The organism is Streptomyces sp. NPDC048389 (genome assembly GCF_040706335.1).
Lineage (GTDB): Bacteria > Actinomycetota > Actinomycetes > Streptomycetales > Streptomycetaceae > Streptomyces.
In genome coordinates this window covers 1-24,911 of sequence record NZ_JBEZKP010000006.1, presented here as the reverse complement: position 1 = coordinate 24,911, position 24,911 = coordinate 1, and the positions used below count along the sequence as shown (strand labels likewise).

General features: G+C 71.9%; 22 protein-coding genes. 11 read left to right on the top strand and 11 right to left on the bottom strand.

Features of this window, described 5'->3' with window-relative positions; translation table 11 throughout:
- The 5 genes from cseB to AB0903_RS06585 form a co-directional block, all read right to left on the bottom strand.
- Entirely contained in the window at window positions 1–705 is a 705-nt protein-coding gene (gene cseB, locus AB0903_RS06605; RefSeq protein WP_366699627.1) for a two-component system response regulator CseB, read from the bottom strand.
- A gap of 20 nt (window positions 706–725) precedes the next feature.
- On the bottom strand, window positions 726–1,394 hold the full coding sequence (locus AB0903_RS06600) for a hypothetical protein (protein WP_366699625.1): 669 nt from the start codon (window positions 1,392–1,394) through the stop codon (window positions 726–728).
- A complete protein-coding gene (locus tag AB0903_RS06595) occupies window positions 1,382–1,957 on the bottom strand; it encodes a SigE family RNA polymerase sigma factor (RefSeq protein ID WP_366699623.1) in 576 nt (191 codons plus the stop codon). Before AB0903_RS06595 ends, AB0903_RS06600 begins: the two co-directional genes overlap by 13 nt.
- 294 nt (window positions 1,958–2,251) lie before the next feature.
- Entirely contained in the window at window positions 2,252–3,166 is a 915-nt protein-coding gene (locus tag AB0903_RS06590; RefSeq protein ID WP_366699621.1) for an A/G-specific adenine glycosylase, read from the bottom strand.
- Window positions 3,167–3,475: 309 nt separating this feature from the next.
- Window positions 3,476–4,129 carry a phosphatase PAP2 family protein gene (locus tag AB0903_RS06585; RefSeq protein ID WP_366699619.1) on the bottom strand — a complete coding sequence of 218 codons (654 nt, stop codon included), beginning with the start codon at window positions 4,127–4,129 and terminating at the stop codon, window positions 3,476–3,478.
- A gap of 174 nt (window positions 4,130–4,303) precedes the next feature.
- Here AB0903_RS06585 and AB0903_RS06580 point away from each other — a divergent pair, with 174 nt between their 5' ends.
- Entirely contained in the window at window positions 4,304–5,146 is an 843-nt protein-coding gene (locus AB0903_RS06580) for a hypothetical protein (RefSeq protein WP_366699617.1), read from the top strand.
- Between the two features lie 214 nt (window positions 5,147–5,360).
- Here the strand turns inward: AB0903_RS06580 and disA are convergent, their stop codons facing one another.
- Both disA and radA read right to left on the bottom strand, forming a co-directional pair.
- A complete protein-coding gene (disA, locus tag AB0903_RS06575; RefSeq protein ID WP_366699615.1) occupies window positions 5,361–6,485 on the bottom strand; it encodes a DNA integrity scanning diadenylate cyclase DisA in 1,125 nt (374 codons plus the stop codon).
- Window positions 6,486–6,529: 44 nt separating this feature from the next.
- Window positions 6,530–7,972: a DNA repair protein RadA gene (radA, locus tag AB0903_RS06570; protein WP_366699613.1), complete on the bottom strand. Its 1,443-nt coding sequence runs from the start codon at window positions 7,970–7,972 to the stop codon at window positions 6,530–6,532.
- Window positions 7,973–8,156: 184 nt separating this feature from the next.
- On the opposite strand from radA, the gene AB0903_RS06565 reads away from it, so the two are divergent.
- On the top strand, window positions 8,157–9,839 hold the full coding sequence (locus AB0903_RS06565) for a hypothetical protein (RefSeq protein WP_366699611.1): 1,683 nt from the start codon (window positions 8,157–8,159) through the stop codon (window positions 9,837–9,839).
- A 405-nt stretch (window positions 9,840–10,244) separates the two neighbouring features.
- On the opposite strand, the gene AB0903_RS06560 is transcribed toward AB0903_RS06565, so the two are convergent.
- Window positions 10,245–11,057 (bottom strand): hypothetical protein, encoded by an 813-nt coding sequence (locus AB0903_RS06560; protein ID WP_366699609.1) that lies wholly within the window; start codon window positions 11,055–11,057, stop codon window positions 10,245–10,247.
- Window positions 11,058–11,097: 40 nt separating this feature from the next.
- Here AB0903_RS06560 and AB0903_RS06555 point away from each other — a divergent pair, with 40 nt between their 5' ends.
- From AB0903_RS06555 to ilvD, 4 genes are all read left to right on the top strand, one after another.
- Window positions 11,098–12,030 (top strand): Ppx/GppA phosphatase family protein, encoded by a 933-nt coding sequence (locus AB0903_RS06555; RefSeq protein WP_366699607.1) that lies wholly within the window; start codon window positions 11,098–11,100, stop codon window positions 12,028–12,030.
- A gap of 22 nt (window positions 12,031–12,052) precedes the next feature.
- On the top strand, window positions 12,053–12,871 hold the full coding sequence (locus AB0903_RS06550) for a sugar phosphate isomerase/epimerase (RefSeq protein WP_366699605.1): 819 nt from the start codon (window positions 12,053–12,055) through the stop codon (window positions 12,869–12,871).
- The gene (locus AB0903_RS06545; RefSeq protein ID WP_366699603.1) at window positions 12,868–13,476 is read left to right on the top strand and encodes a TetR family transcriptional regulator; all 609 of its coding nucleotides are present in this window, start codon (window positions 12,868–12,870) and stop codon (window positions 13,474–13,476) included. Before AB0903_RS06550 ends, AB0903_RS06545 begins: the two co-directional genes overlap by 4 nt.
- A 243-nt stretch (window positions 13,477–13,719) precedes the next feature.
- Window positions 13,720–15,570, top strand: a complete 1,851-nt coding sequence (gene ilvD / locus AB0903_RS06540) for a dihydroxy-acid dehydratase (protein WP_366699601.1) — start codon at window positions 13,720–13,722, stop codon at window positions 15,568–15,570.
- A gap of 34 nt (window positions 15,571–15,604) precedes the next feature.
- Here the strand turns inward: ilvD and AB0903_RS06535 are convergent, their stop codons facing one another.
- The gene (locus AB0903_RS06535; protein ID WP_366699888.1) at window positions 15,605–17,809 is read right to left on the bottom strand and encodes a serine/threonine-protein kinase; all 2,205 of its coding nucleotides are present in this window, start codon (window positions 17,807–17,809) and stop codon (window positions 15,605–15,607) included.
- Window positions 17,810–18,172: 363 nt separating this feature from the next.
- Here AB0903_RS06535 and AB0903_RS06530 point away from each other — a divergent pair, with 363 nt between their 5' ends.
- The 5 genes from AB0903_RS06530 to proC all read left to right on the top strand — a co-directional run bounded on the left by AB0903_RS06530 (window position 18,173) and on the right by proC (window position 21,727).
- Window positions 18,173–18,427, top strand: coding sequence for a peptidase (locus AB0903_RS06530; protein WP_366699886.1), 255 nt, complete (start codon window positions 18,173–18,175; stop codon window positions 18,425–18,427).
- A gap of 33 nt (window positions 18,428–18,460) precedes the next feature.
- The gene (locus AB0903_RS06525; protein WP_366699599.1) at window positions 18,461–18,979 is read left to right on the top strand and encodes a hypothetical protein; all 519 of its coding nucleotides are present in this window, start codon (window positions 18,461–18,463) and stop codon (window positions 18,977–18,979) included.
- Between the two features lie 222 nt (window positions 18,980–19,201).
- Window positions 19,202–19,969, top strand: a complete 768-nt coding sequence (locus AB0903_RS06520) for an ABC transporter ATP-binding protein (RefSeq protein WP_366699884.1) — start codon at window positions 19,202–19,204, stop codon at window positions 19,967–19,969.
- On the top strand, window positions 19,966–20,703 hold the full coding sequence (locus AB0903_RS06515) for an ABC transporter permease (RefSeq protein ID WP_366699597.1): 738 nt from the start codon (window positions 19,966–19,968) through the stop codon (window positions 20,701–20,703). The genes AB0903_RS06520 and AB0903_RS06515 overlap by 4 nt, the downstream gene beginning before the upstream one ends.
- 214 nt (window positions 20,704–20,917) lie before the next feature.
- Entirely contained in the window at window positions 20,918–21,727 is an 810-nt protein-coding gene (gene proC / locus AB0903_RS06510; protein ID WP_366699595.1) for a pyrroline-5-carboxylate reductase, read from the top strand.
- Window positions 21,728–22,029: 302 nt separating this feature from the next.
- Here proC and AB0903_RS06505 read toward each other — a convergent pair whose 3' ends face one another.
- Together AB0903_RS06505 and trpS are read right to left on the bottom strand one after the other, a co-directional pair.
- Window positions 22,030–22,794, bottom strand: a complete 765-nt coding sequence (locus AB0903_RS06505) for an SDR family oxidoreductase (protein ID WP_366699593.1) — start codon at window positions 22,792–22,794, stop codon at window positions 22,030–22,032.
- A gap of 400 nt (window positions 22,795–23,194) precedes the next feature.
- Window positions 23,195–24,193 carry a tryptophan--tRNA ligase gene (gene trpS, locus AB0903_RS06500; RefSeq protein ID WP_366699591.1) on the bottom strand — a complete coding sequence of 333 codons (999 nt, stop codon included), beginning with the start codon at window positions 24,191–24,193 and terminating at the stop codon, window positions 23,195–23,197.
- Window positions 24,194–24,911 lie beyond the last annotated feature (718 nt).

The following is a 24,911-nucleotide window of genomic DNA, read 5'->3' as shown; positions in this document are numbered from 1 at the left end:
TCACGCCTTGAGCTTGTAGCCGAAACCGCGGACCGTCTCGATCCGGTCCTGGCCGATCTTCGTCCGCAGCCGCTGGACATGCACGTCCACGACGCGGGTGTCGCCGCCCCAGCCGTAGTCCCAGACCCGCTCCAGCAGCTTGTCGCGGGAGAGCACGGTGCCCGGGGCCGTCGAGAACTCCAGCAGCAGCCGCATCTCCGTCGGCGTCAGGGACACCGGCCGGCCCGCCCTGAGCACCTCCATGCCCTCGGTGTCGACCGCGAGATCGCCGAAGACGAGCGCCCCGCCCTGCTCCCGCTGCCCCGTCCCGCCACCGTCGCCCGCCGCGCCGCTCGCGTGCCCGAAGCGGCGCAGCACGGCGCGGATGCGGGCGACGAGCACGGCACCGTCGAAGGGCTTGGTGACGTAGTCGTCCGCGCCGGCCTCCAGGCCGAGCACCACGTCGATCGAGTCGGCGCGCGCCGACAGCATGATCACGGGAACCGTCGACTCGTCGCGGATACGGCGGCACAGGCTCACCCCGTCGAGCCCCGGCACCATCACGTCCAGCAGCGCGATGTCCGGCCGGTCCGCACGGAACGCATCGAGGCCCTGGAGGCCGTCGGACACGGCGGTGACCGCGAAGCCGTCCCGTTCCAGCGCGAGCTGGGTGGCCTCGCGGATGACGTCGTCGTCCTCGACGAACAGGACATGGGTCTCGGCCATCCGGCTGCTCTCCCCGCTCTCTAGTTCTCGCCGGGCGCGGGCGCCTCCGTGGCGACCACCTCGCCCTCGCCGACCGCACGGCTGAATTCGTTGCGCACCCAGAACTCCCGGGTGAACTTGCCGTCCGACCAGCGGTACGTGCTCACTTCCTCGCCCGACGGCTCCGCCACCGGGTCGTTCCTGGTGTACACCTGCTTGGTCACCACCAGGTCCCCCCGGTCGACCGCCGCGTAGACCGCGGGCTCCTCGACGGCGAAGACGTTCTCGTACGCCTTGCCCTTCTCCCGGTATACATATGTGCCCATGCCAACCGCGTCGCCGCAGGTCAGCACGTTGACGACGACGTCCGGCGTGTCACTTCCGGTGAGCTGGGCGTACGAGGTGTCGACCGGGTACGAGTCCTTCGCGCACGGCCGGAGATCGGCCTTGACCCGTGAGCTGACCTTCGGGTCGGCCAGCAGCAGCCTGACCGCGTCCACCGACTTCGTGAAATGCCCCGGGCTGCCGGACGGCACCGGGGAAGGGGGCGCCTTGCTCGCCGCCTCCGAGGGCACCGCGCCCTCGTCCTGCACCCCGGTCCCACCGGTGGAGCAGCCGGCCGCGAGCAGGAACACGGCGACGAGCCCGGCCGTCGCCGTGCCGCCCGCCGCCATGATCCTTCTGCTGCCCCTGTCTTTCAGGCCGCGCACCGCTCCTGCTCCCGTCCGTCACACCCGTGTGCCGCCCGCCGCGTCCCGTGGCGCTCCAGGGAGCGGGCGTCCAGGTCCCGTGCCTCGAGCTCTTGTCGGAGCCGGGCCAGCGCCCGGTGCAGCGTGCTCTTCACCGTACCGGCCGACATGCCGAGAGCGGCGGCGGTCTCCTCGGTACTCATCTGCTCCCAGTGCCGCAGCACGACCACACTGCGCTGCTTGGGCGCCAGCACCTTGAGCACGTCCATCAGAAGGGCACGGGCGGCGCGCTGCTCGCTGCCGTCGTCGACGCTCGCGTCGGGCAACTGCTCGGTCGGTACCTCCTCGAGCTTGCGGGCCCGCCACCACTCGGTGCGCGTGTTGATCATGACGCGGCGGAGGTAGGCGTCCGCGAGCGACTTGTCCGCGATTCCGTCCCAGCGGCCGTAGGTGCGGACCAGAGCGGTCTGGAGCAGGTCCTGCGCGTCGATCGGGTCGGGGACGAGTCGGCGGGCGCTGCGCAGCAGCGCCTCCTGCCGGGTGCGTACGTACTCCTCGAATTCGAGCACCTCGCCGTGCGCCATTCCAACCGCCTCCGTCCCCGTGAACCCCGTGTGTCCTTGCGTCACAAGAACCTACGGAGCTGTTGTCACGGCGCTGTGCGGAGCAGCCGTCGGACGGCGCACGGCCGTCCATCGGTTGTGTAACAGCGGATGTTTCAGGTGTGCCGGAAGGGGGGTAGGGATCTTGGCTCCCTTCGAGCCTGCGGCCCGGCTTCCCGCCCTGTGCGCCGCCCGTCGGGCCGGGCAGGCTCTGGTGGTCAGGTCAGGTCAGGTCAGGTCGGATCGGGTCATGCCGGTTCGTCTGGGCCGGCCGGGTCAGGTCAGGGGGAGGCGGTAGTGACCGTTCTCCAACGGCTCGACCAGTCCGTCGGCGACCAGCCCGTCCAGCGCCCGCCCGCGCTGCACCGGCTCGTGCCAGACCGCGTCCAGCGCCGACTGCGGCACCGGGTTCACCGCCTCGCGCAGCACGGCCAGCAGCCTGCCGCGGACCTGGCGGTCCGTGCCGGCGTACGTCTGGCCCCGGCGGGCCGGGCCCTCGTGCGCCGGCTTGCCCGCCAGTCGCCAGGCACACCGGTCCGCGATCGGGCAGCGGGCACAGTCCTCGTTCCTGGCGGTGCAGACCAGCGCACCGAGTTCCATCGAGGCCGCAGCCCAGCGTGCCGCCGTCCGCTCCTCCTCCGGGAGCAGCAGGCGCGCGAGCTTCCGCTCCGCGGCGGTCGTCGCGTTCGGCGGGTACTGGATGCCGGTCGCGGCGCGGGCGAACACCCGGCGGACGTTGGTGTCCAGGACGGCGTGCCGCTGCCCGTACGCGAACGAGGCCACGGCCGCCGCGGTGTACTCGCCGATACCCGGCAGCGCCAGGAGCTGGGCGTGCTCGGTCGGGACCTCGCCGCCATGCCGCTCCGTTATCGCCTGCGCGGCGCCGTGCAGACGCAGGGCGCGCCGCGGGTAACCGAGCCGGCCCCAGGCGCGGACGGCCTCGCCGGGCGCCTCCTGCGCGAGGTCGGCCGGGCGCGGCCAGCGGGCCAGCCACTGCTCGTACACGGGCAGCACCCGGTTCACCGGGGTCTGCTGGAGCATGAACTCGCTCACCATCACGCCCCACGCGCCCGCCTCGGGGCGACGCCAGGGCAGGTCGCGGGCGTGCTTGTCGAACCAGGCGATGACGGGGGCGTGGAGCGAGGCGGGATCGAGGATGTCGGACGTCTGGGTTGCGTGAGTGACAGTCATGGCACCCCGATCCTGGCACGTCCGCCGGTGCGGGTGCGGCATCCGCCTGCCGGGGGGTGTCTCGGGGGCGGCACGGATGGGCCTGCGGCCTGCCCGCTCCCGGGGGAGCCCCCGGGCCCCGTGCCCGCTGCACGGGCGTGCGGTGGTCGGTCGGGGGCCCCTCCCCCACGGCCGTCAGCCCGTGGAGGGAGCGTGGCGTTCGGGGCAGCGCCCCGGCGGGACCGGTATGTTCCCGCCCTGCCGGTGACCGAGACGCGGGAGCCTGACGGGGGCGAGCCCCCGTAGCGCCCCCGCGGTGTGCACGGGAGGTCAGGCGCGGGGCTCGTACGCGCGGCGTTCCTGAGGGAGGCGCTCCGCCGTTCCCGGGCCCGCGAACCACACCACCAGCGCCGTACGGCTCATCCGCATCGTGCCCAGCAGGGAGCCCGCCGGCCGTACCAGGAGCAGCATCACCGCCGTGGCGACGGCCGCGCCGATCACCAGGCCCGTCAGCACGTCGTGCGGGTAGTGGACACCCACGAAGACCCGGGAGAAGGCCATCAGCAGCGCCATCGGCACGGTGAGGAGCGCGATCCGCGGCCAGGCCAGCGCCAGCGCGATCGCCGCCGCGCCCGCGATCGCCGCGTGGTTGCTCGGGAACGACCAGTCGCCCGTAGGCGGGCACGGCACCAGTGACGCCGCCGCGTCCGTGACCGTGCGGCACGGGCGTTCCTCGTCCACGACCGACTTCAGTGATTCGCTGACGACGTAACCGACGGCCGTTGCCAGCGGAGCGAGTACCGCGAGGGCGATGGCCCGGGTGTCGCCGGTACGCGATCGCCACCAGGCCACGACGAAGAGCACTCCGAAGAGCAAGAGCCCCGCCTCCGTCCACAGTTCGGCGAGGTGCTGCAGCCAGGGAGGGGTGGTGTGGGCGAAGTCGATGATGTCGCGGTAGAGATCGCGGGTGATGCTGCTGTCCATGGTCAGGGACGGTACCTGCTTTGGGGGAGGGCCACCCGTGGCGATCGGCCTGAGCCACCCCCGACGAAAGTAACGGCCTTGCGGGGTGCGGCCCGTGATGATGATCGGCAGAGTTTGCGAGTACGGCGGCGGGTGGGGCGGGAGTCGGCGCCGATCTCTCGTAGAGTTTGAGCCGTGGGATCTCTGCGCAATCCGATCGGGCCGCTCCCCTCCTCCATCTACTGGCGACGGAGGGCAGTCGCGGCGTCCCTGGTCGCGCTCTTCGCGGTGCTGATCGTGTGGGCCGTCAGTTCGGCGGGAGGCAGCGGCGGGACGGACGGCAAGGGCGCCGGCGGTACGACTCCCGCTCCCTCGATCACACCGGGCCCCGACCAGTCCGGCCCCGCGATCAGCGAACAGCCGGGCGGGCGCGACGAGTCGGGCGCGGGCGGTGGCGACGGCAGCAACGACTCCGGTGGCTCGGCCGGTTCCGGTGATGCCGGTGGTTCCGGTGGTTCCGGTGGCTCGTCCGGTTCCGGCGGTCCGGGTGGGAGCCCGGGCGGCACGACGGACGGTGCCTCCGGCGGTTCTGCGGCCGGGGGTGCCGCAGGACGGCCCGTCCCAGCAGGCTCGACTCTCCCCAACTGCGCCTCCGGATCCCTCAAGTTGACGCTGCGCAGCGACAAGGTGGCCTACGAGCCGGGCGAGAAGCCGGTGTTCCGTCTCGTCGTCACCAACTCCTCCTCGACGGCCTGCAAGGCGGACTTCGGCCCCAGGTCCGCCGTGTTCACGGTGACCGATTCCGAGGACGAGACCGTGTGGTCCACCAAGGACTGCCCGCGCCCCGCCGGAAGCCGCCTGCTCCAGGTTCCGGCCCGTTCGACGATCACGCACGCCGTGGAGTGGGGCCGTGAGCGGAGCGCGCCGCAGTGCGCGACGCCGAAGGGCGGTGCCGTAGGGGCGGGCACGTACCTGTTGGAGGCCACGTTCCCCGGTGCGACGGTGCTGCCGGCTTCCTTCCGCCTGGAGAAGGACTGATCCCGGCTGCCGTCCTCGAGACGGACCGACCCGGTCCGAAAGCCCCGGACCGCTCACAAGCGGTCCGGCGGCTCCCGCAGTTCCCGTGGCTCCAAAGGCTCCGGCTGTTTCCGTGGCTCCGGCAGCTTCCGTAGTTTCCGCGGCCCCGGCAGTTCCCGCAGCTCCGGCAGATCCGCGCGGGAGCGCTGCGGAAGCTTCGCAGCCTCCGGACCGCTCACACGTACCGCTCGAGGATCGAGGACTCGGCGAGCCGCGACAGGCCCTCCCGCACGCTGCGTGCCCGCGCCTCGCCGACGCCGTCCACCGTCTGCAGGTCGTCGACGCTGGCCGCGAGCAGCTTCTGCAGTCCGCCGAAGTGCTCGACGAGCCGCTCGATGATCGCTCCGGGCAGCCGCGGAACCTTCGCCAGCAGCCGGTAACCGCGCGGTGAGACCGCGGAGTCGAGCGTCTCGGGCGCGCCGCTGTACCCCAGCGCCCTTGCCACGGTGGCCAGTTCGAGCAGCTCCGCGTGGCTGAGGGCGTCGAGCTCGGCGAGCGCCTCTTCAACGGTGCGGGAGCGCTTCGCGGTGGGCTCGGGGACGTAGTCCCGCACGACCAGCTCGCGCTCCGGCTCCACGCCCGCGATCAGCTCGTCCAGCTGCAGGGCCAGCAGACGGCCGTCGGTGCCCAACTCGACCACGTACTCGGCGATCTCGGTCGCGATACGGCGCACCATCTCCAGGCGCTGCGCGACCGCCGTGACGTCCCGGACCGTGACGAGGTCCTCGATCTCGAGGGCGGAAAGCGTGCCCGCGACCTCGTCGAGGCGGAGCTTGTACCGCTCGAGGGTGGCGAGGGCCTGGTTGGCACGGGACAGGATCGCCGCCGACTCCTCCAGGACCCGGCGCTCCCCGTCCACGTACAGCGCGATCAGGCGCATCGACTGGGACACGGACACGACCGGGAAGCCGCACTGGCGGGAGACACGGTCGGCGGTGCGGTGGCGGGTGCCCGTCTCCTCCGTCGGGATCGACGCGTCGGGGACCAACTGCACACCGGCGCGGTGGATCTTGGAGATGTCCTTGTCGAGGATGAGCGCGCCGTCCAACTTGCACAGCTCGCGCAGCCGGGTGGCGGTGAACTCCACGTCCAGCACGAAACCGCCGGTGCACATCGACTCGACGGTCTTGTCCATGCCGAGAACGATCAGCCCCCCGGTGTTGCCGCGGAGGATGCGCTCCAGGCCGTCGCGCAGGGCTTGGCCCGGGGCGACGGCGCTCAGGGCGGCGCGGATCAGCGCTTCGTTGCCGGAGCCTCCGCCGGACTTTCCGGGTGCTGATGCCCCGTCCTTGGCTGCCACTGCACTCCTCCGGCTCGTACGGGTGGGCGAGACCAGGGCAAAGTCTACCGGCGAGCCTCCTCCGCCCGTGGGGCCTGTGCCCGCTCTCTGCGCGAGGCGCCGCCGGAGCCCCCCTGACGGCCCCTCGGCAGCACCCGTAGAGCATCTCCCATGTCCGCGACTTCCGTGACCCTCATACCGGGTGGGATCTTCCCCGGATCGCACGGGACCAGGGCCTGTGTGAAGCCCAGCCGGTGTGCCTCCGCCAGTCTGCGCTGGACGCCCGTGACCCTTCTGACCTCGCCCGCGAGGCCAACCTCGCCGATCGCGACCAGGTTCTTCGGCAACGGTGTGTCGCTCGCGGCCGACGCCAGGGCGAGCGCGATCGCCAGGTCCGCGGCGGGCTCCGAGAGCTTCACCCCGCCGACCGTGGCGCTGTAGATGTCCCGCTTGCCGAGGGCGGTGATCCGGCCGCGCTGCTCGAGTACGGCCAGCATCATCGACACCCGCGACGTCTCCAGGCCGGACGTGGTGCGCCGGGGGGAGGGGATCTGGGAGTCGACGGTCAGCGCCTGCACCTCGGCGACCAGCGGCCGGCGGCCCTCGAGGGTCACCGTCAGGCAGGTGCCGGGGACCGGCTCGTCGCGGCGGGTCAGGAAGAGGCCGGACGGGTCGGCGAGGCCGGTGATGCCCTCGTCGTGCAGTTCGAAGCAGCCGACCTCGTCGGTCGCGCCGTACCGGTTCTTCACACCGCGGACCAGACGCAGGCGGGCATGGCGGTCCCCCTCGAAGGAGAGCACCACGTCCACCAGGTGCTCGAGCAGCCGGGGGCCCGCGATCGCGCCGTCCTTGGTGACGTGGCCCACCAGCAGCGTCGACATGCCACGCTCCTTGGAGGCGCGGATCAGGGCGCCCGCGACCTCCCTCACCTGCGCCATGCCGCCGGGGGCGCCGTCGATCTCCGGGGACGCCACGGTCTGCACCGAGTCGAGGATCAGCAGGGACGGCTTGACCGCGTCGAGGTGCCCCAGCACGGCGGACAGGTCGGTTTCCGCCGCCAGATAGAGGTGGTCGTGGAGCGCTCTGATCCGGTCGGCGCGCATCCGCACCTGGCTCGCGGACTCCTCGCCCGTCACATAGAGCGTGCGGTGCTCGTCACTCGCCGCCTTCGCCGCGACGTCGAGCAGCAGCGTCGACTTGCCGACGCCCGGCTCGCCCGCGAGCAGCACGACGGCACCGGGGACCAGGCCGCCGCCCAGCACCCGGTCCAGCTCGTCGACACCGGTGGAGCGGGCGGTCGCCTGTCGGCCGTCGACCTGGCCGATCGGCAGGGCGGCGGTGGAGACCCGGCCTGCGGCCGTGGTCCGGACGGCGGGCGCGCCGTACTCCTCGACCGTCCCCCATGCCTGGCACTCGGGGCAGCGGCCGAGCCACTTGACGGTCGTCCAGCCGCACTCCGTGCAGCGGTAGGACGGCCGGTCCTTCGCGGATTTCGTACGGGCAGCCATGCGCACACCGTATCCGGGAGGACCGACAGTGCCCGCGTTCCGCCGGAAGGGGGATGCCATTCGGCAGCGCATTCGGGTAGGAGCACGCCCCTGCTGTCCCCCTTCGAGGGACGTGTTCACCCGTAGGGATTAAAAGTGTTCAAGGGGTACGAACGGGCTGTGGTCCTGCCCCTACGGTCACGGAGTGACGAGCAGCAGGCTGGAACCCCCTACCCACACCACCGGCGCACACCGGTCGCACCGACGCGCCCCCCGTACGAGCCCCGGACGCCCGCCCGCACGTTACGAGCCGTACCTGGACGGCCTGTTCACCTATTGCCTGTCCGTGCTGTGCGACCACGACGCAGCCACGGCGGTCCTCGGTGACGTGCTCGCCATCGCCGAACGCCAGCGCGGGCGCTGCCCGACCGGCGCGGCCGAGCGCAGGGCCTGGATGTACGCGCTCGCGCGATGGGCCTGTCTGCGCCGGCTGACCGAACAGCGGCGCAGGCGCCAGGGCGCGCACACCGGGCGGCCCGCCGCCCCGGAGGAGCCCGCACTCCGTGTGCCGCCGGAGACCGCGCAGCGCCGGCGCGCCGAACTGGCCGTGCTGGCCTGGCCGGAGGCCGCCGGAACCACACCCGAGCAGCGCGAGGCACTCGAACTCGCCGTGCGGCACAGGCTCGAGGCATGCCAGGTCGCCGCCGTGCTCGGCGCGGAACCGGCGGCCACACGCGAGCTTCTCGCGGCCGCGGCCTGCGAGGTCGAACGGACCCGCGCCGCGCTGGCGGTCGTCGAGACGGGCAACTGCCCGGCCGTCGGCCGGCTCACGGGCGACAACCGGGTGCTGCTCTCCGCGGCGCTGCGCCAGGAACTCGTGCGGCATGTCGACGACTGTCCGCGCTGCCGGCGCGCCGCGGAGCGGGCCGGTGTGGGCGGGCCGTGGCCCGGCTCCGCGGTCACCCCGGCCGCGCTGCCGCTGGTCGAGGCGCCGCGCTCGGCGGCCTACCTGGCCATGCTGCACGTGCCGCGGGCGCGGACGGGCGGCCCGCGCTTCGGGCCCACCGGTTTCCCCCTGGACCCCAAGGACCATGCGGCCCGGCGCGACCGGCTGCGCGCCCGGGCCGTCACGACGACGGTCGTGGCCACGGTCGTCGCGGCCCCCGTGTTCGCCCTGTGGGCGGCGTACCGGGGCGCGCCGCTGACGGGGGAGGCGCGTGGGCCCTCGGCCAGCGCGGACGAGCGGGCGGACGGAGACGGGGCGGCGGCCCAGCCGTACGACCACTACGAGAACGCGGGCAACGCGAGCGTGACGCCGGACCCGCGGTTCAGCGCGAACCGGCGTTCGCCGGACGTCTCGGTCGAGGTCGTCAGCACGGACGGGCCCGTGCCGCCGTCCGGCCCCGGTCGGACCGGCCCCGGCCGGATCACGGTCGAGGCGGAACCGGCCGGCGGGAGCACGCGCATCACGCTCACGGCATCGGGCGGAACGCCGGTGCGCTGGGAGGCGTGGACGGACGCGCCCTGGCTCTACGTGAGCCAGTCGTCCGGCACGCTGGAGCCCGGCGAAACGATCACCCTCCATGTGAGGGTCGACCGTTCACGCGAGCCGGCCGGGCGCTGGATGGCGCGGGTGGGCGTCGACCCGTCGGGCGCGGTCGTGTCGATCCGGGGGTACGGGGGGACGTCGAGTCCGCCGCCGTCGTCTCCGTCGGATCCGGACCCGACGCCGCCGTCGAGTCCGCCGCCGTCGTCTCCGTCGGATCCGGACCCGACGCCGCCGTCGAGTCCGCCGCCGTCCTCTTCTCCACCCGACCCGGCCCCGACCCAGCCGGAGCCGACCACGGCCCCACCGTCCGAACCGGCGGAACCGCCGTCGGCGGACTGACGCGGGAGCTTTCCCGTCCCTGCCCCTTTCCGTAACCGGGGCTTCGCCACGGCCTCCGCCCACGGGGCTCGGCGCGGTGATTCCGGGGCTCAGTCCGGTGCCTGATCCGGGCCTTCCAGGAGGTATGTCCGGCTACGCGGCACCGGTCCCGTTCCCCCTCCGCGAGCGTGCCGGGCTGCGCCCGGGCCCGGTACCGCGCTTCAGTGTGGTGCCGGACCCCATCTCCTTGTGCGGCCCGGCCGCCGTGGGAGGGCCCCGGCCGGCCCTGAAGCGCCGCTGCGCGGCACGTCCAGCCCGGCGGGCGTTGAGGCCCGAGGGCCGGAGGCGGAGCCCCCGGTTCGAGAACGGGCGGAGGGGGAAACGGCCGTCGCAGGCGGATGGTGGCCGGGTCGGGTGGTGGCCCGGTCAGCCGGCGGGGTCCGCCGGGTGGGGGGCCAGGAGGGGGAGGGCGGAGGACAGACGGGCCGCGCACAGGTCGACGAGGACGTCGTACGCCGCCTTGCCCATCAGCTCCGTCAGCTCCGGGCGGTACGTGACGTACACCGGGTCGCCCGCGCCGTGGGCGGAGGTCGCCGAGGTGCACCACCAGTGCAGGTCGTGACCGCCGGGGCCCCACCCGCGGCGGTCGTACTCGCCGATGGAGACCTGGAGGACCCGCGTGTCGTCGGGCCGGTCGATCCACTCGTACGTGCGCCGCACCGGCAGCTGCCAGCAGACGTCCGGCTTGGTCTCCAGCGGCTCACGGCCCTCCCGCAGCGCCAGGATGTGCAGCGCGCAGCCCGCGCCGCCCGCGAACCCCGGGCGGTTCTGGAAGATGCACGAGCCCTCCCAGCGCCGGGTCTGGTGCTCGCCGTCGTCCTCGTCCTCCTGGACCCAGCCGCCCGTGCCCGTGCCGACGTCGTGGAACTGCCACACCTCCGGTGTGAGGCGGGCCACGTGCCCGGCGACGCGCTGCTCGTCCTCCTCGTCGGAGAAGTGCGCCCCCAGCGTGCAGCAGCCGTCGTCCGCGCGCCCCGCCTGAATGCCCTGGCAGCCGCTGCCGAAGATGCACGTCCAGCGCGAGGTCAGCCAGGTCAGGTCGCATCGGAAGACCTGTTCGTCGTCCGCCGGGTCGGGGAATTCCACCCAGGCGCGGGCGAAGTCCAGGCCCTTCTCGTCTGCTTCGGTCTCGGTCAACGGGTTGGCTTTGCCCGGCTTCGCCTTTTTCGTCTTTGGCACAGGTCCAGCGTATGCGCGCGGCCGCAGTAGCGTTCCGTCCATGAGACTCGGAGTCCTCGACGTCGGTTCGAACACGGTTCACCTGCTCGCGGTGGATGCCCACCCCGGTGCGCGGCCCCTGCCTGCCCACTCCCACAAGGCGGAACTGCGCCTCGCCGAGCTGCTGGACGCGGACGGGGCGATCGGCCCCGACGGTGTGGACCGCCTTGTCGAGACGATCGCCGACGCACTCCAGGCCGCCGAGGACAAGGGCTGCGAGGAGGTGCTCGCCTTCGCGACCTCCGCCGTGCGCGAGGCCACCAACGCGGATGCGGTGCTGGCGCGGGTCAAGGACGAGACCGGTGTGCTGCTGACGGTGCTCAGCGGCGAGGAGGAGGCACGGCTCACCTTCCTCGCAGCCCGCCGCTGGTTCGGCTGGTCGGCCGGGAAGCTCCTCGTCCTCGACATCGGCGGCGGCTCCCTGGAGATCGCGTACGGCATGGACGAGGAGCCCGACAAGGCGGTGTCCCTGCCGCTCGGCGCCGGGCGGCTCACCGCCGGGATGCTGCCGGGCGACCCGCCGGACATGGGCGACGTGAGGGCCCTGCGCCGCCATGTGCGGGCGGAGATCGCCCGCACGGTCGGGGAGTTCAGCCGCTTCGGAAAGCCCGATCACGTCGTGGCGACGTCCAAGACCTTCAAGCAGCTCGCCCGGATAGCGGGCGCCGCCCGCTCGGCGGAGGGACTGTACGTGCAGCGTGATCTGAGTCGCAGTTCGCTGGAGGAGTGGGTGCCGAAGCTGGCCGGCCTGACCGTTGAGCAGCGTGCCGCGCTGCCCGGTGTGTCCGAGGGCCGGGCCCGCCAGATATTGGCGGGAGCCCTGGTCGCGGAGGGTGCGATGGACCTGTTCGGCGTGGAGCAGCTGGAGATCTGCCCGTGGGCGCTGCGCGAGGGACTCATTCTGCGCCGCCTCGATCACCTCCCTACCGGCTAGTTCTGCCCCGTACCCTGTCCCCGTGGCAGAAGCACTCGTGCGTATCCCGGATGCGAAGGTTGTCCTGTCGACGGCTTCCGTCTATCCGGAGTCGACGGCGACCGCCTTCGAGGTCGCCGCGCGCCTCGGCTACGACGGTGTCGAGGTCATGGTGTGGACCGACCCGGTGAGTCAGGACATCGAGGCGCTGCGCCGGCTCTCCGACTACCACCGGATGCCCGTCCACGCCGTCCACGCGCCGTGTCTGCTGATCACCCAGCGGGTGTGGTCCACCGACCCGTGGGTCAAGCTCCAGCGGGCGCGGGCCGCGGCGGAGAAGCTGGGGGCGTCGACGGTGGTCGTGCACCCGCCTTTCCGCTGGCAGCGCCAGTACGCCCGCGACTTCGTCAGAGGGATATGGCGGATGGCGGACGAGACGGACGTGCGGTTCGCGGTGGAGAACATGTACCCGTGGCGCTACCGGGACCGCGAGATGCTGGCGTACGCGCCGGACTGGGACGTCACCAAGGACGACTACCGCCATTTCACGATCGACCTCTCGCACACCGCGACGTCCCGCACGGACACCATGGCGATGGTCGACCGCATGGGGGACCGGCTGGGCCATGTCCACCTCGCTGACGGCAAGGGATCCGCGAAGGACGAACACCTGGTGCCCGGTCGCGGTGACCAGCCGTGCGCCGAGTTGCTGGAGCGGCTCGCGCGTACGGGCTTCGACGGCCATGTCGTCATCGAGGTCAACACACGGCGCGCCATGTCCGCCGCCGAACGCGAGGCCGACCTCGCGGAGGCTCTGGCCTTCACGCGGCTGCATCTGGCGTCGGCCAGCCGTATCTCATGACGCAGCAGCGCAGGGGGCGCGGCCGTCCGGCTCGTAGGGCGGCCGAGGAGGGACCGGGCGCGCGGGAGCGCATCCTGCAGGCGGCCCGTGACGAGTTCGCGGAGCGCGGCTACGACAAGACGACGATGCGCGGTATCGCCAGGGCGGCCGGGGTGGACGCGGCGCTCGTCCACCACTACTTCGGAACCAAGGACGACGTCTTCGCGGCCGCGATCGAGGTCTCCTTCGAGCCCGCCCTCGTCGTTCCGGCGATCCTCGGGCAGTCCCCGGAGGGCATCGGCGAGCGGCTGGCCAGGTACTTCATCGCCGTGTGGGAGAACCCGGCGAGCCGGGCGCCCATGCTGGCGATCATCCGGTCCGCGGTGACGCACGAGGCTGCGGCGAAGGTGATGCGCGGGTTCGTGCTGCGGCGGTTGCTGGAGCGGGTGGCCGCCGACCTCCAGGTGCCCGACCCTCAGTTCCGGGCCGAGCTGGCGGCCTCGCAGATGGTCGGGGTCGCGATGATGCGGTACGTGCTCAAGCTGGAGCCGCTCGCCTCCGCCGACCCGGAGGACATCGTGGCCATGGTGGCTCCGACACTCCAGCGGTACCTCGCAGAGGCGTGAAGGCGCGGCCCGAGGTGCGAACCGGGCATGATCGAGGCACGGGCTCGGTACGGGCGGGACGTGAACCCGGGTACGGGCGGGACGTGAGCCGGGGGTGACCGGGACGCCGTCGTGGCGTGACCGGGTACTGAGCCGGACGTCCCGCATTGCGGACATGCTGTCCAGATCTTGGAGAGGCGGCGTACGCTCGACACAGACCCGTCTGTCCTGAAGGACACCAAGGACACTAAGGAGCGAGCGACGATGCCCGAGCTGAGGTCCCGCACAGTCACCCACGGCCGCAACATGGCGGGCGCCCGCGCCCTTATGCGGGCGTCGGGCGTAGCGAGCGAGGACATCGGCAAGCCGATCATCGCCGTCGCCAACTCCTTCACCGAGTTCGTGCCCGGCCACACCCACCTGGCGCCCGTCGGCCGGATCGTCAGCGAGGCGATCAAGGCGGCGGGGGCGGTGCCCCGGGAGTTCAACACGATCGCCGTCGACGACGGCATCGCGATGGGTCACGGCGGCATGCTCTACTCGCTGCCGTCGCGCGACCTGATCGCCGACTCCGTCGAGTACATGGTCGAGGCGCACTGCGCGGACGCGCTGATCTGCATCTCCAACTGCGACAAGATCACCCCGGGCATGCTCAACGCGGCTCTGCGGCTGAACATCCCGACCGTCTTCGTCTCCGGCGGCCCCATGGAGTCCGGCCGGGCGACACTCGTCGACGGCACGGTCCGCACGCTGGACCTGGTCGACGCGATCTCGGACGCGGTCAACGACAAGATCTCGGACGAGGACATCCTCCGTATCGAGGAGAACGCCTGCCCGACCTGCGGCTCCTGTTCGGGCATGTTCACCGCCAACTCGATGAACTGCCTGACCGAGGCCATCGGTCTCTCCCTGCCGGGCAACGGCTCCGTCCTCGCCACCCACACCGCCCGCAAGGCGCTGTACGAGAACGCGGCCGCGACGGTCGTCGACATCACCAAGCGGTACTACGAGCAGGGTGACGAGTCCGTCCTGCCGCGCAACGTCGCCACCTTCGCCGCGTTCGAGAACGCCATGGCGCTGGACATCGCCATGGGCGGCTCGACGAACACGATCCTGCATCTGCTGGCCGCCGCGCAGGAGGCGGGCGTCGAGTTCGGTCTCGACGAGATCGACGCCGTCTCCCGGCGTGTGCCGTGCCTGGCGAAGGTCGCGCCGAACGTGGCCAAGGACCGCACGTACTACATGGAGGACGTCCACCGGGCCGGCGGCATCCCCGCCCTGCTCGGCGAGCTCCACCGTGCCGGACTGCTGAACGAGGACGTGCACTCCGTGCACAGCCCCTCCCTCGCCGACTGGCTCAAGAGCTGGGACGTGCGCGGCGGTTCGCCGGCCGCCGAGGCCGTGGAACTGTGGCACGCGGCGCCCGGCTGCGTCCGCTCCGCCACCGCCTTCTCCCAGTCCGAGCGCTGGGAGGTCCTGGACGAGGACGCCGAGAACGGCTGCATCCGCTCCTCGGAGCACGCGTACTCCAAGGACGGCGGGCTCGCGGTCCTGCGCGGCAACCTCGCCGTCGACGGCTGCGTCGTCAAGACCGCCGGTGTCGACGAGTCCATCTGGACCTTCGAGGGACCGGCCGTCGTCTGCGAGTCGCAGGACGAGGCCGTCGACAAGATCCTTCGCAAGGAGATCACCCACGGCGACGTGGTGGTCATCCGCTACGAGGGCCCCAAGGGCGGCCCCGGCATGCAGGAGATGCTCTACCCGACGTCCTTCCTCAAGGGCCGCGGCCTCGGCAAGACCTGCGCGCTGATCACCGACGGCCGCTTCTCCGGCGGCACGTCCGGTCTCTCCATCGGCCACGCCTCCCCGGAGGCCGCCTCCGGCGGCACGATCGCGCTCGTCGAGGACGGCGACCGCATCCGTATCGACATCCCGGGCCGCACCATCGAACTCCTCGTCGACGACGCCACGCTGGCGTCCCGCCGGGAGGCCCTCGGCGGCGTCTACGCCCCGAAATCCCGCGAGCGCAAGGTGTCCGCCGCGCTGCGGGCGTATGCCGCGATGGCGACCAGCGCCGACAAGGGCGCCGTCAGGGACGTCTCGAAGCTGGGCTGACGCCGCAGGCGCCGCCGACCGGACCCGGTGTCGCTCACCAGCGCGCCGGGTCCTTCGCGTCCACGGCGAAGACGGAGCCGTCGGGGGCGGTGGCGTACACCGTTTTGCCGGCGACGACCGGTGCCGGCAGCAGGGACGCGAAGGTGGAACCGTCGTCGGCCATCCGCAGCCCCGTCTGTCCCACGATCCTGCCGTGCTCCGCGTCCACGGCGAGCAGACGCCCGTCGGCGGCCGACAGATAGACCGCGTCCGCCCCGGCGGCCGGGCGGGACAGATGGGCCACCCCGGTCTCCAGGCGCCACAGCTCGGCGTCCTTCGCACGGTCACCCGACCGGGTCGTGTCGACGGCCGTGAGGGAGCCGCCGGCCCCGGCGACGTAGACCACCCGCCCGGCGACCGTGGCCTGCGCCTGATCGGCCGGGACGCTCAGCGGGATCCGTCGCGCGGGGCGGCCGGCGGTCGTGGTGTCGAGCGTCACGACCGCGCGGGTGAAGCCGTCGGGGTCGGACGAGAGCAGATACAGGGAACCGTCCGAGAGCCGCACGGGCGCCAGGGAACCGGGCAGCCGCCTGGTCCAGAGCAGGTCACCATCCCCGGGGTCGACGGCGCTGATCAGGGTCGACGTCCCGTCCGGCGAAGGCGCGGCGGCGATCGCGGGTCCGTCGCCGCCCGGCTGGGAGACCCAGCGGGCGCCCGGCCCGCCGTGCCGCTCGCGCCAACGCTCCTCGCCCGTCGCCGCGTCGACGGCGCGCACCAGCCCGGCGTCGGTCACCAGCAGCACGGTGCCGCCGACGGGGAGGACCGTCGAGTACGCGGGGACCTCCAGGTCCCAGCGCGGTTCGCCCGTCCCGGGGTCGAGCGCCTCGTAGCGGCCGGCGCCGGGGGTCACCACGTGCAGCAGCCCTCCGGCCAGTTGGGGTGCCAGACCCTCGTCGCTCTGGCCGCCGGCGCCCTCGCCCCCCTCGTCGCCCGCGAACCAGACGGAGGTGCCGTCGGCCGGGTTCAGCCGGGCGGCCTTCACGCCGGGGGCGGCGCAGTACAGGGCGTCCTCACCGCCGGCCGAGCACACCGGGGTGACGTCCCCGGACCCTCCCTGCAGAGCGACGCTCCAAGGGCGGAAGTCCCGTCCGGCGAGGGGCTTCACGGGGGAGCCGTCCTCGGCGGACGCGCCGATGGCCACGGCACCGGCCGACGCCACGACGGTGAACGCGGTGGCCGCGAGGGCCCATCGGGTACGGCGGCCGCGCCGGCGCGGAGCCGCTTCGCCCGCCGCCCGCTCCGGGGCCGGCGCGGCAGCGGCTGCGGACGGCGCCGGCTTCTGCGGGGTGGTGTTGCCGTGCGGCGCGGGCTTCTGTGCGGTGACGTGTTCGCGCGGCGTCGGGATGTACGGCTGAGTGTCGTACCCGGAGGAGGGCGACGCCGCCCGCAGAGCGACCATCAGCTCGTACGGCGTCGGCCGCTCCCGCGGGTCTTTTGCGAGGCAGCGCGCCAGCAGTGGGACGAGATCCTCCGGCACGTCCGACAGGTCCGGCTCGTTGTGCACCACCTGGTACGCCACGATGTACGGGCTGTCGGAGTCGAACGGGCCGCGCCCCGTCGCCGCGTGCACCAGCACCGCCCCCAGCGCGAAGACGTCCGCCTCCGGGCCCACCTCTCGAGGCCGCTGGAACTGCTCGGGCGCCATGAACGGCGGCGTGCCGATCAGCTTGCCGGTCTCCGTGCGCAGATCGCTGTCGACGGGACGCGAGATGCCGAAGTCGATGACTTTCGGCCCGTCTTTCGCCAGCAGCACGTTGCTGGGTTTGAGATCCCGGTGCACCACTTCGGCGCGGTGGATGTCGCGCAGCGCCTCCGCGAGTCCCGCGCCCGCCCTGCGGAGTTCGGCCGGATCCAGCGGGCCGTTCCGCTTCACGCGGTCCGCGAGCGTGGGGCCGTCGATGAAGAGGGTGGCCATCCAGGGCCGGTCGGCGCCGGGATCGGCGTCGACGACCGGTGCGGTGAACGCGCCGCTGACCCGGCGGGCGGCGGCCACCTCCTGCCGGAAGCGGGCTCTGAACTCCGGGTCCAGGGCGTACTCGGCGTGGATGACCTTGACCGCCAGCCGCAGACCGGAGGCGGAGGTGGCCAGATGGACGACGCCCATGCCTCCGTTGCCCAGGCATGCTTCGAGCCGGTACTGGCCGGCAAATTCCGGATGCTCCGCTTCCGGGAACGGCCCGGTGCTGCGCAGCGGTGGCATCTCCCACCCCCGTTTGATGGTGCGCACGCGCGACGCTCGGAGCCTAGTCGATGATGCGTGCGATCCAGCCATGGCTTGCTAGCCTGCGCGCGGCGACCACGCCACTCGTCCATGTCAACGGGGGGAAGTCCGATGGCTCTTGAAGAGATCCAGACCGCAGAGACGCAGACCATAGAGACCAGGGCCGCAGAGACCCCGACTGCAGAGACCCCGACCGGAGAGACCAGGGCCGCAGAGACCCCGACCGCAGAGACCAGGGCCGCAGAGACCAGGGCCGCAGAGACCCCGGCCGCAGAGATCCGAACCGAAGAGATCCGGACCGCTACGGCCGGAGGCGAGGCGAGCGCCGAATCGATCGGGACCATGTCGGCTCAGCGCTATCCGGTCGCGCCCGGCGTTCGTCTCAACGTCCGGTCCGGTCCCGGCACCAACTACCGGCTGGTCAAGATCCTCCCGTACGGCGCGACCGTGCCGATCAACTGCCAGAAGGCCGGCGAGACCATCACCGGTACGTACGGCACCACCAACTTGTGGGACAACATCGCCAACGGCCAGTTCGTCTCCGACGCGTACGTGTACACGGGCAGCGACGGCTACGTCGCCCCGCGCTGCTCCTGACCGGGCGCTGACGCAGTGGGGATAATCGACCCCGTGAGCGAGCACACCGAGAACACCACGACGGGCGGCGGCGGCCCGGAACCCGAGCCCATCCGTTTCTTCGGCACGACCTGGGTCGGCCACGACGGGGGGTACGGGCTGCGCCGGGCCGGCGTCGCCGCCGGTTCTCTGGTGACCGCCTTCGCGGCGGCCCTGGTCCTGCGCTTCGCCTACCAGGGCCTCGCGATCGCCGAGGTCGGCAGCTTTGTGAACGTCCTCGTCATCGTCATGTTCGCCGTCTGCAGCGCCATCGCCTTCCGCAAGACGTGGGAGAGCTTTTCCCGCCGCCCCGACGGCTCGTCGGCCGAGGACTCCCTGCGCACCCTGAAGATGATCGGCTTCATCGGCTCGCTCATCGCGTACGCCCTGCGCTGCCTCGTCGAGGCACCGGGGGAGCGGATGCGCCGCGCCGAGTACGAGACCGCGCGGGCGCAGTACGAGAAGCGCCGCGGTGTCCGCTCCGGCAACCCCGCCGCCCGCAGATCGAAGGGCGGCAGGCCCAGGCGCGGATGACCGCACCGGCGGTTGACCACCAGGGGAAGCCGTCGCCACGGGAACGCGCGAAAGACCTGGGAAGAGACCTGGGAAGCCGTCGCCGCGGGGGGACCGCGCAGAAGACCACATGGAGAACCACCGCAGGAAGCCTCCGCAGACCGCGCCCGGTCACGCCCCCAGGGGTGTGGCCGGGCGCGGTGCTTGACGGCTCCGAGCACCGGGAGCATTATTCATCACATGATGAATAATGCTCCCGAGGTCGCCGTGCTCGCACGCGACCTCACCGTCGTACGGGGAGACCGCACCGTCCTGCGCGGCCTCGACTTCACCGTCCTCCCCGGCCGTATCACGGGCCTCCTCGGCCCCTCCGGCTGCGGGAAGTCGACCCTGATGCGCGCCGTCGTCGGCACGCAGGCGAAGGTCACCGGCACCCTGGAGGTCCTCGGCCGGCCCGCCGGCGACGCCGAACTCCGCTCCCGCATCGGCTACGTCACCCAGGCGCCGTCCGTCTACGACGACCTCACCGCCCGCCAGAATCTGGAGTACTTCGCCTCCGTCCTGCTGCCGGGGCACCGGAGCCGCGACACCCGCCACGAGTACGTCACCCGGGCCATCGAGGACGTCGATCTGGCCTCGCACGCGGACTCACTCGCCGGCCGGCTCTCCGGCGGCCAGCGCAGCCGCGTCTCGCTCGCCGTCGCCCTGCTCGGCACACCGGAAGTACTCGTCCTCGACGAACCCACCGTCGGGCTCGACCCGGTCCTCCGCCGCGACCTGTGGGACCTCTTCCACCGCCTCGCCGACGAACGCGGCACGACGATCCTGGTCTCCTCCCACGTCATGGACGAGGCCGAACGCTGCCACCGACTCCTCCTCATGCGCGACGGCGAGATCCTCGCCGAGGACTCCCCCGACGACCTGCGCGCCCGCACCCGCTCGGAAACCGTCGAAGCGGCCTTCCTCCACCTTGTCGACCAGGCCGATGCCCTCGAGGAGAACGCCCGATGAGCCCCGCCCGTACTCTCGCCACCGCCGCTCGGATCCTGCGGCAGCTGCGGCACGACCCGCGGTCCATCGCCCTGATGATCCTCGTGCCGTGCGTGATGCTGTTCCTCCTGAGGTTCGTGTTCGACGGCAGTCCGCGGACCTTCGACTCCATCGGGGCGTCACTGCTCGGCATCTTCCCGATGATCACGATGTTCCTGGTGACCTCCATCGCCACCCTGCGGGAACGCACCTCCGGCACCCTGGAACGGCTCCTCGCCATGCCGCTGGGCAAGGCCGAACTGATCGCCGGCTACGCCCTGGCCTTCGGGCTCGTCGCCGTCGTCCAGTCGCTGCTCGCCACGGGCCTCGCCCTGTGGGGCCTGGGGCTCGACATCACCGGCTCTGCCTGGCTGCTGCTCCTGGTCGCGCTCCTCGACGCACTGCTGGGCACGGCGCTCGGACTCTTCGTCTCGGCCTTCGCCGCCTCCGAGTTCCAGGCGGTCCAGTTCATGCCGGCCGTGATCTTCCCCCAGCTGCTGCTGTGCGGTCTGTTCACCCCGCGCGAGAACATGCAGCCCGTACTCGAAGCGATCTCGGACGTGCTGCCGATGTCCTACGCCGTCGACGCCATGAACGAGGTCCTGCGCAACGCCGACGCCACCGGCGCGTTCGTCCGCGACATCCTCGTCGTCGCGGCCTGCGCCCTGCTCGTCCTGGGACTGGGGGCCGCCACCCTGCGCCGCCGCACCGCCTGACCGGATACGCCCCGCGGTCCGGTAGCCCGCACCGCCTGACCCGGTACGCCACGCCGTCCCGTAGTCGGCCCCGCCCCGTAGTCGGCCCGTCCGGCAGTCCGCCCGATTCGGTACGCCGAGCAGGGCGTACCGACACTCGGACGGGACGGCATGCCACCGCCCGACGGTGACAGGATGTGCGCATGTGTCCCCACCGGCGAGGTGAACTTCAGCCATGACCCAGACAGTCGCAGTCCTCGGTACCGGCAAGATCGGCGAAGCCCTGCTCAGCGGCATGATCCGCGCCGGCTGGCACGCCGCCGACCTGTTGGTGACCACCCGGCGCGCCGAGCGCGCCGCCGAACTGCGCGACCGCTACGGCGTGGACTCCGTCACCAACGCCGAGGCCGCCAAGCGCGCCGGCACCCTGATCCTGGCCGTGAAGCCCCAGGACATGGGCAAGCTCCTCGACGAACTCGCCCCGCACGTCACCGCCGACCGCCTCGTCATCAGCGCGGCGGCCGGTATCACCACCTCCTTCATCGAGGAGCGGCTGACTCCGGGGACCCCCGTCGTCCGCGTCATGCCGAACACCCCCGTGCTCGTGGACGAGGGCATGTCGGTGATCTCCGCCGGCAGCCACGCCACGGGCGAGCATGTGATGCACGCCGAGGAGATCTTCGGCGGCGTCGGCAAGACCCTCCGCGTGCCCGAGTCGCAGCAGGACGCGGCCACCGCCCTCTCGGGGTCCGGCCCGGCGTACTTCTACTTCCTCGTCGAGGCGATGACCGACGCGGGCATCCTCCTCGGACTTCCCCGCGCCCAGGCCCATGACCTGATCGTCCAGGCCGCCATCGGTGCCGCCGTGATGCTCCGCGACAGCGGCGAACACCCGGTGAAGCTCCGTGAAGCGGTCACCTCGCCCGCCGGCACCACCATCAGTGCCATCCGCGAGCTCGAGAACCACGGTGTGCGCGCCGCACTGATCGCCGCCCTGGAGGCGGCCCGTGACCGGAGCCGCGAACTCGCCTCCGGCAACGGCTGACCCGACCCGGGGCACCGAAGGGCCCCTGCCGAGCGGCTCAGGTGCCAGAAACGTTCTCGCCCGTCGTGCGCCGCGCGCGCAGTGCCTCGTTCGCGGCGCGCGCGTCCGACAAGGCGTATGGCGCGGACGTCACGGGGGCCAGGCGGTCCTCGGACACCGGCGGAGCATGGGCACCGGGAGAGCATGCCCTTCAGTGGACCCGACACCACTCCGGCCTCGCCGGTGCCGACCGCAGTCGGAAGCCGCCACCGCGGTGTTCAGCCGGGACAGACGCGCGGGGGACCGGCCCGGCGTCTCCCGCGTCAGAGCCGGGAGCCGCCCGTTGCGTCGATGTACTGGCCCGTGATCCAGCGGGACTCCTCGGAGGCGAGGAATCCCACGACGTCCGCGATGTCCGCGGGCCGGCCGATCCGGCCGAAGGCCGAGAAGCTCTCCAGATGGGCCCGGCCCTCCGGGGTCGAGCGCAGCGGCGCGTTCATGTCGGTCTCGACGAAGCCGGGTGCGACCGTGTTCACGGTGATGTGCCGCCCGGCGAGTTCCTTGGCGAGGGCCAAGGTGAAGGTGTCCACCGCGCCCTTGGTCATCGAGTACGCGATGGCCTCCGGGAAGGACATCCGTGTCACCCCCGACGAGATGTTGACCACGCGCCCTCCGTCCCTCAGCAGCCCGAGGCCCCGCTGGACCACGAAGAACGGCGCCTTGACGTTGACCGCGAGCAGCAGGTCGAAGTCGTCCTCGGTCACCTCGTGGATCGAGGCCACCGGTCCGAGTGCGGCGTTGTTCACCAGCACGTCCAGCCCCGGCTCGGCGCCCAGCGCGGCCATGGCCTCGCCGAAGCCCTCGTAGAGCGCGGCCACGCCGTCGCGGTCGGCGAGATCGGCGCGCACGGCGAAGGCCCGGCCGCCCGCCCCGGTGATGGACTCGACGGTCTCCTTCGCCTCCGCCTCGTTGCTCCCGTAGTGGACCGCGACGAGGAAACCGTCCCGTGCCAGCCGCTGCGCGATCCCCCGGCCGATGCCCCTGCTCGCGCCCGTGACCAGCGCCGTCCCTGCACCCGAAGCAGTCATGCGACCGCCCCTCCCCTTCGAAGTGATCGATGTACGCGTCGATGTGACGATGTGACGTGACGTGTCGCCGGCGGGCACGGCGGCCTGTCGGCGACAAACAAACCGAACAGTCCTTATCTTACGGCGGGGCGGACGGCCGCTCCGCCGTCGAAGGTCTACGAGCTTGGGGGTCATGCCGCCGAAAAGGGCCCAGTCGCAAGCTCCGCCGGGCGGTTTCCGTGCCGACAGGCACGCTGGTTGCCGCGGTCCTTGGCCGAAGTGGCCCTGCGCGGGCCGCCGGGCCTGCCACGGATGTCGACCGACCGTGCCCTGCCCGGCCTGCGGGGGCGGCACCGAGGGCCCCGACCGCGCCCCGCCGCAGGTCCGGCCGTTCCCCCCCGGTGCCCCGGTCCGCCTTCCGTCACTCCGCCGGCAGCAGCCCGATCGCCCGGTACGCGGCGTCAACAGTCGGACGGGCCATCCCCCTGGCGCGCTCGGCCCCCGTCCTCAGCACCTCGTCGACGTGTCCCTGATCGGCCGCGAGCTCCGCATGCCGCTCCCTGATCGGCCGCAGCAGCTCCAGCACCGCCTCTGCCGTGTCCTTCTTCAACGCGCCGTACGAGGTGTACGCGTCGGCCAGCTCCTTCGGGTCCCGTCCGGTACAGGCCGCCAGGATCTCGAGCAGATTGGCGATGCCGGGACGCGACGGCGGGTCGTACTCGACGTCCGACCCGCTGTCGGTGACCGCTCGCATGATCTTCCTGCGGACCACGTCGGCCTCGTCGAGCAGATAGATGATCCCGGCACCGGAGTCGTGAGACTTCCCCATCTTCGAGGTGGGGTCCTGCAGATCCATGACCCGGGCCGCCACCGGCGGACGCATGGCGCGGGGCACGGTGAACGTGTGCCCGTACCGCTGGTTGAACCGCACGGCCAGATCGCGGGTCAGCTCCACATGCTGGGTCTGGTCCTCACCCACCGGCACCTCGTCGGCGCCGTAGGCCAGGATGTCCGCCGCCATGAGTGCCGGATACGTCAGCAGCGACAGCCGCACGCTCTGTCCGGCGGCGCGAGCCCGAACGCTCTTCTCCTTGTACTGGACCATGCGCCGCATCTCGCCGTCCGTCGCCGTGCATTCGAGGATGTACGCCAGCCGGGCGTGCTCGTTCACGTGGCTCTGGACGAAGATCGTGCACAGCTCGGGGTCCAGACCCGCGGCGAGCATCAGCGTCGCCGCCTGTCGGCTGAGTCTGCGTACACGGCCGGGATCGTGTTCGACGGTGAGCGCGTGCAGGTCGACGACGCTGAACAGCGCGTCCGCCTGGTGCTGGTCGGTCTCGACCCATCCGCGCAGAGCCCCGAGGTGGTTCCCCAGGGTCAGGTGTCCCGTCGGCTTGATCCCGCTGAAGATCCGCTTCATTCCGTACTCCGTCTCGTGACCGGAGCCGCCGCGTCCGGCGGCCGGACCCCGGAGAGAGGGAGATACGCGAACGGCCGCCGAGGCGGCGGCCGTGAGTGCAAGCGCAGGTGCCGGCCGCCGTCAGGCGGCCCACCACTGAAGAAGGCACATGCGCGATGTCATGCCGCCCAGGCTAGCGCCCCGGGCCAGGCCGGGGGCGGGTTGACACCGGGAACCGGCATCCGTAGTGTTCTCCGGGTTGCCCGACGTGAGCACCGACTCCGGTCGGCCCCGGGCAGCCATTCCGCAAGACCACTTCGACGAGCGACATTTCGTGTCGCTTGCCTTTCGTGCACTTTTGCGAAATGAAGAATCCGCGTTCGAAAGGACCGGGCCCCGATTAGCATCGGAGTCGATGATTCGCTAAAGTCTCACTCGTCGGAACGGCCCAACAGCCGCGAAGGCAAATCCCGCTGACCGGGAGTCAGACCCGAAAGAGTCTGATAGAGTCGGAACCGCCGGAAGGCCGAAAGGCCGGAAAGCGCCGAGGAAATCGGATCGGAAAGATCTGATAGAGTCGGAGACGCAAGACCGAAGGGAAGCGCCCGGAGGAAAGCCCGCAGGGAAGCCTGAGGGTGAGTACAAAGGAAGCGTCCGTTCCTTGAGAACTCAACAGTGTGCCAAAAATCAACGCCAGATATGTTGATACCCCGTCCATCTTCGGATGGTCGAGGTTCCT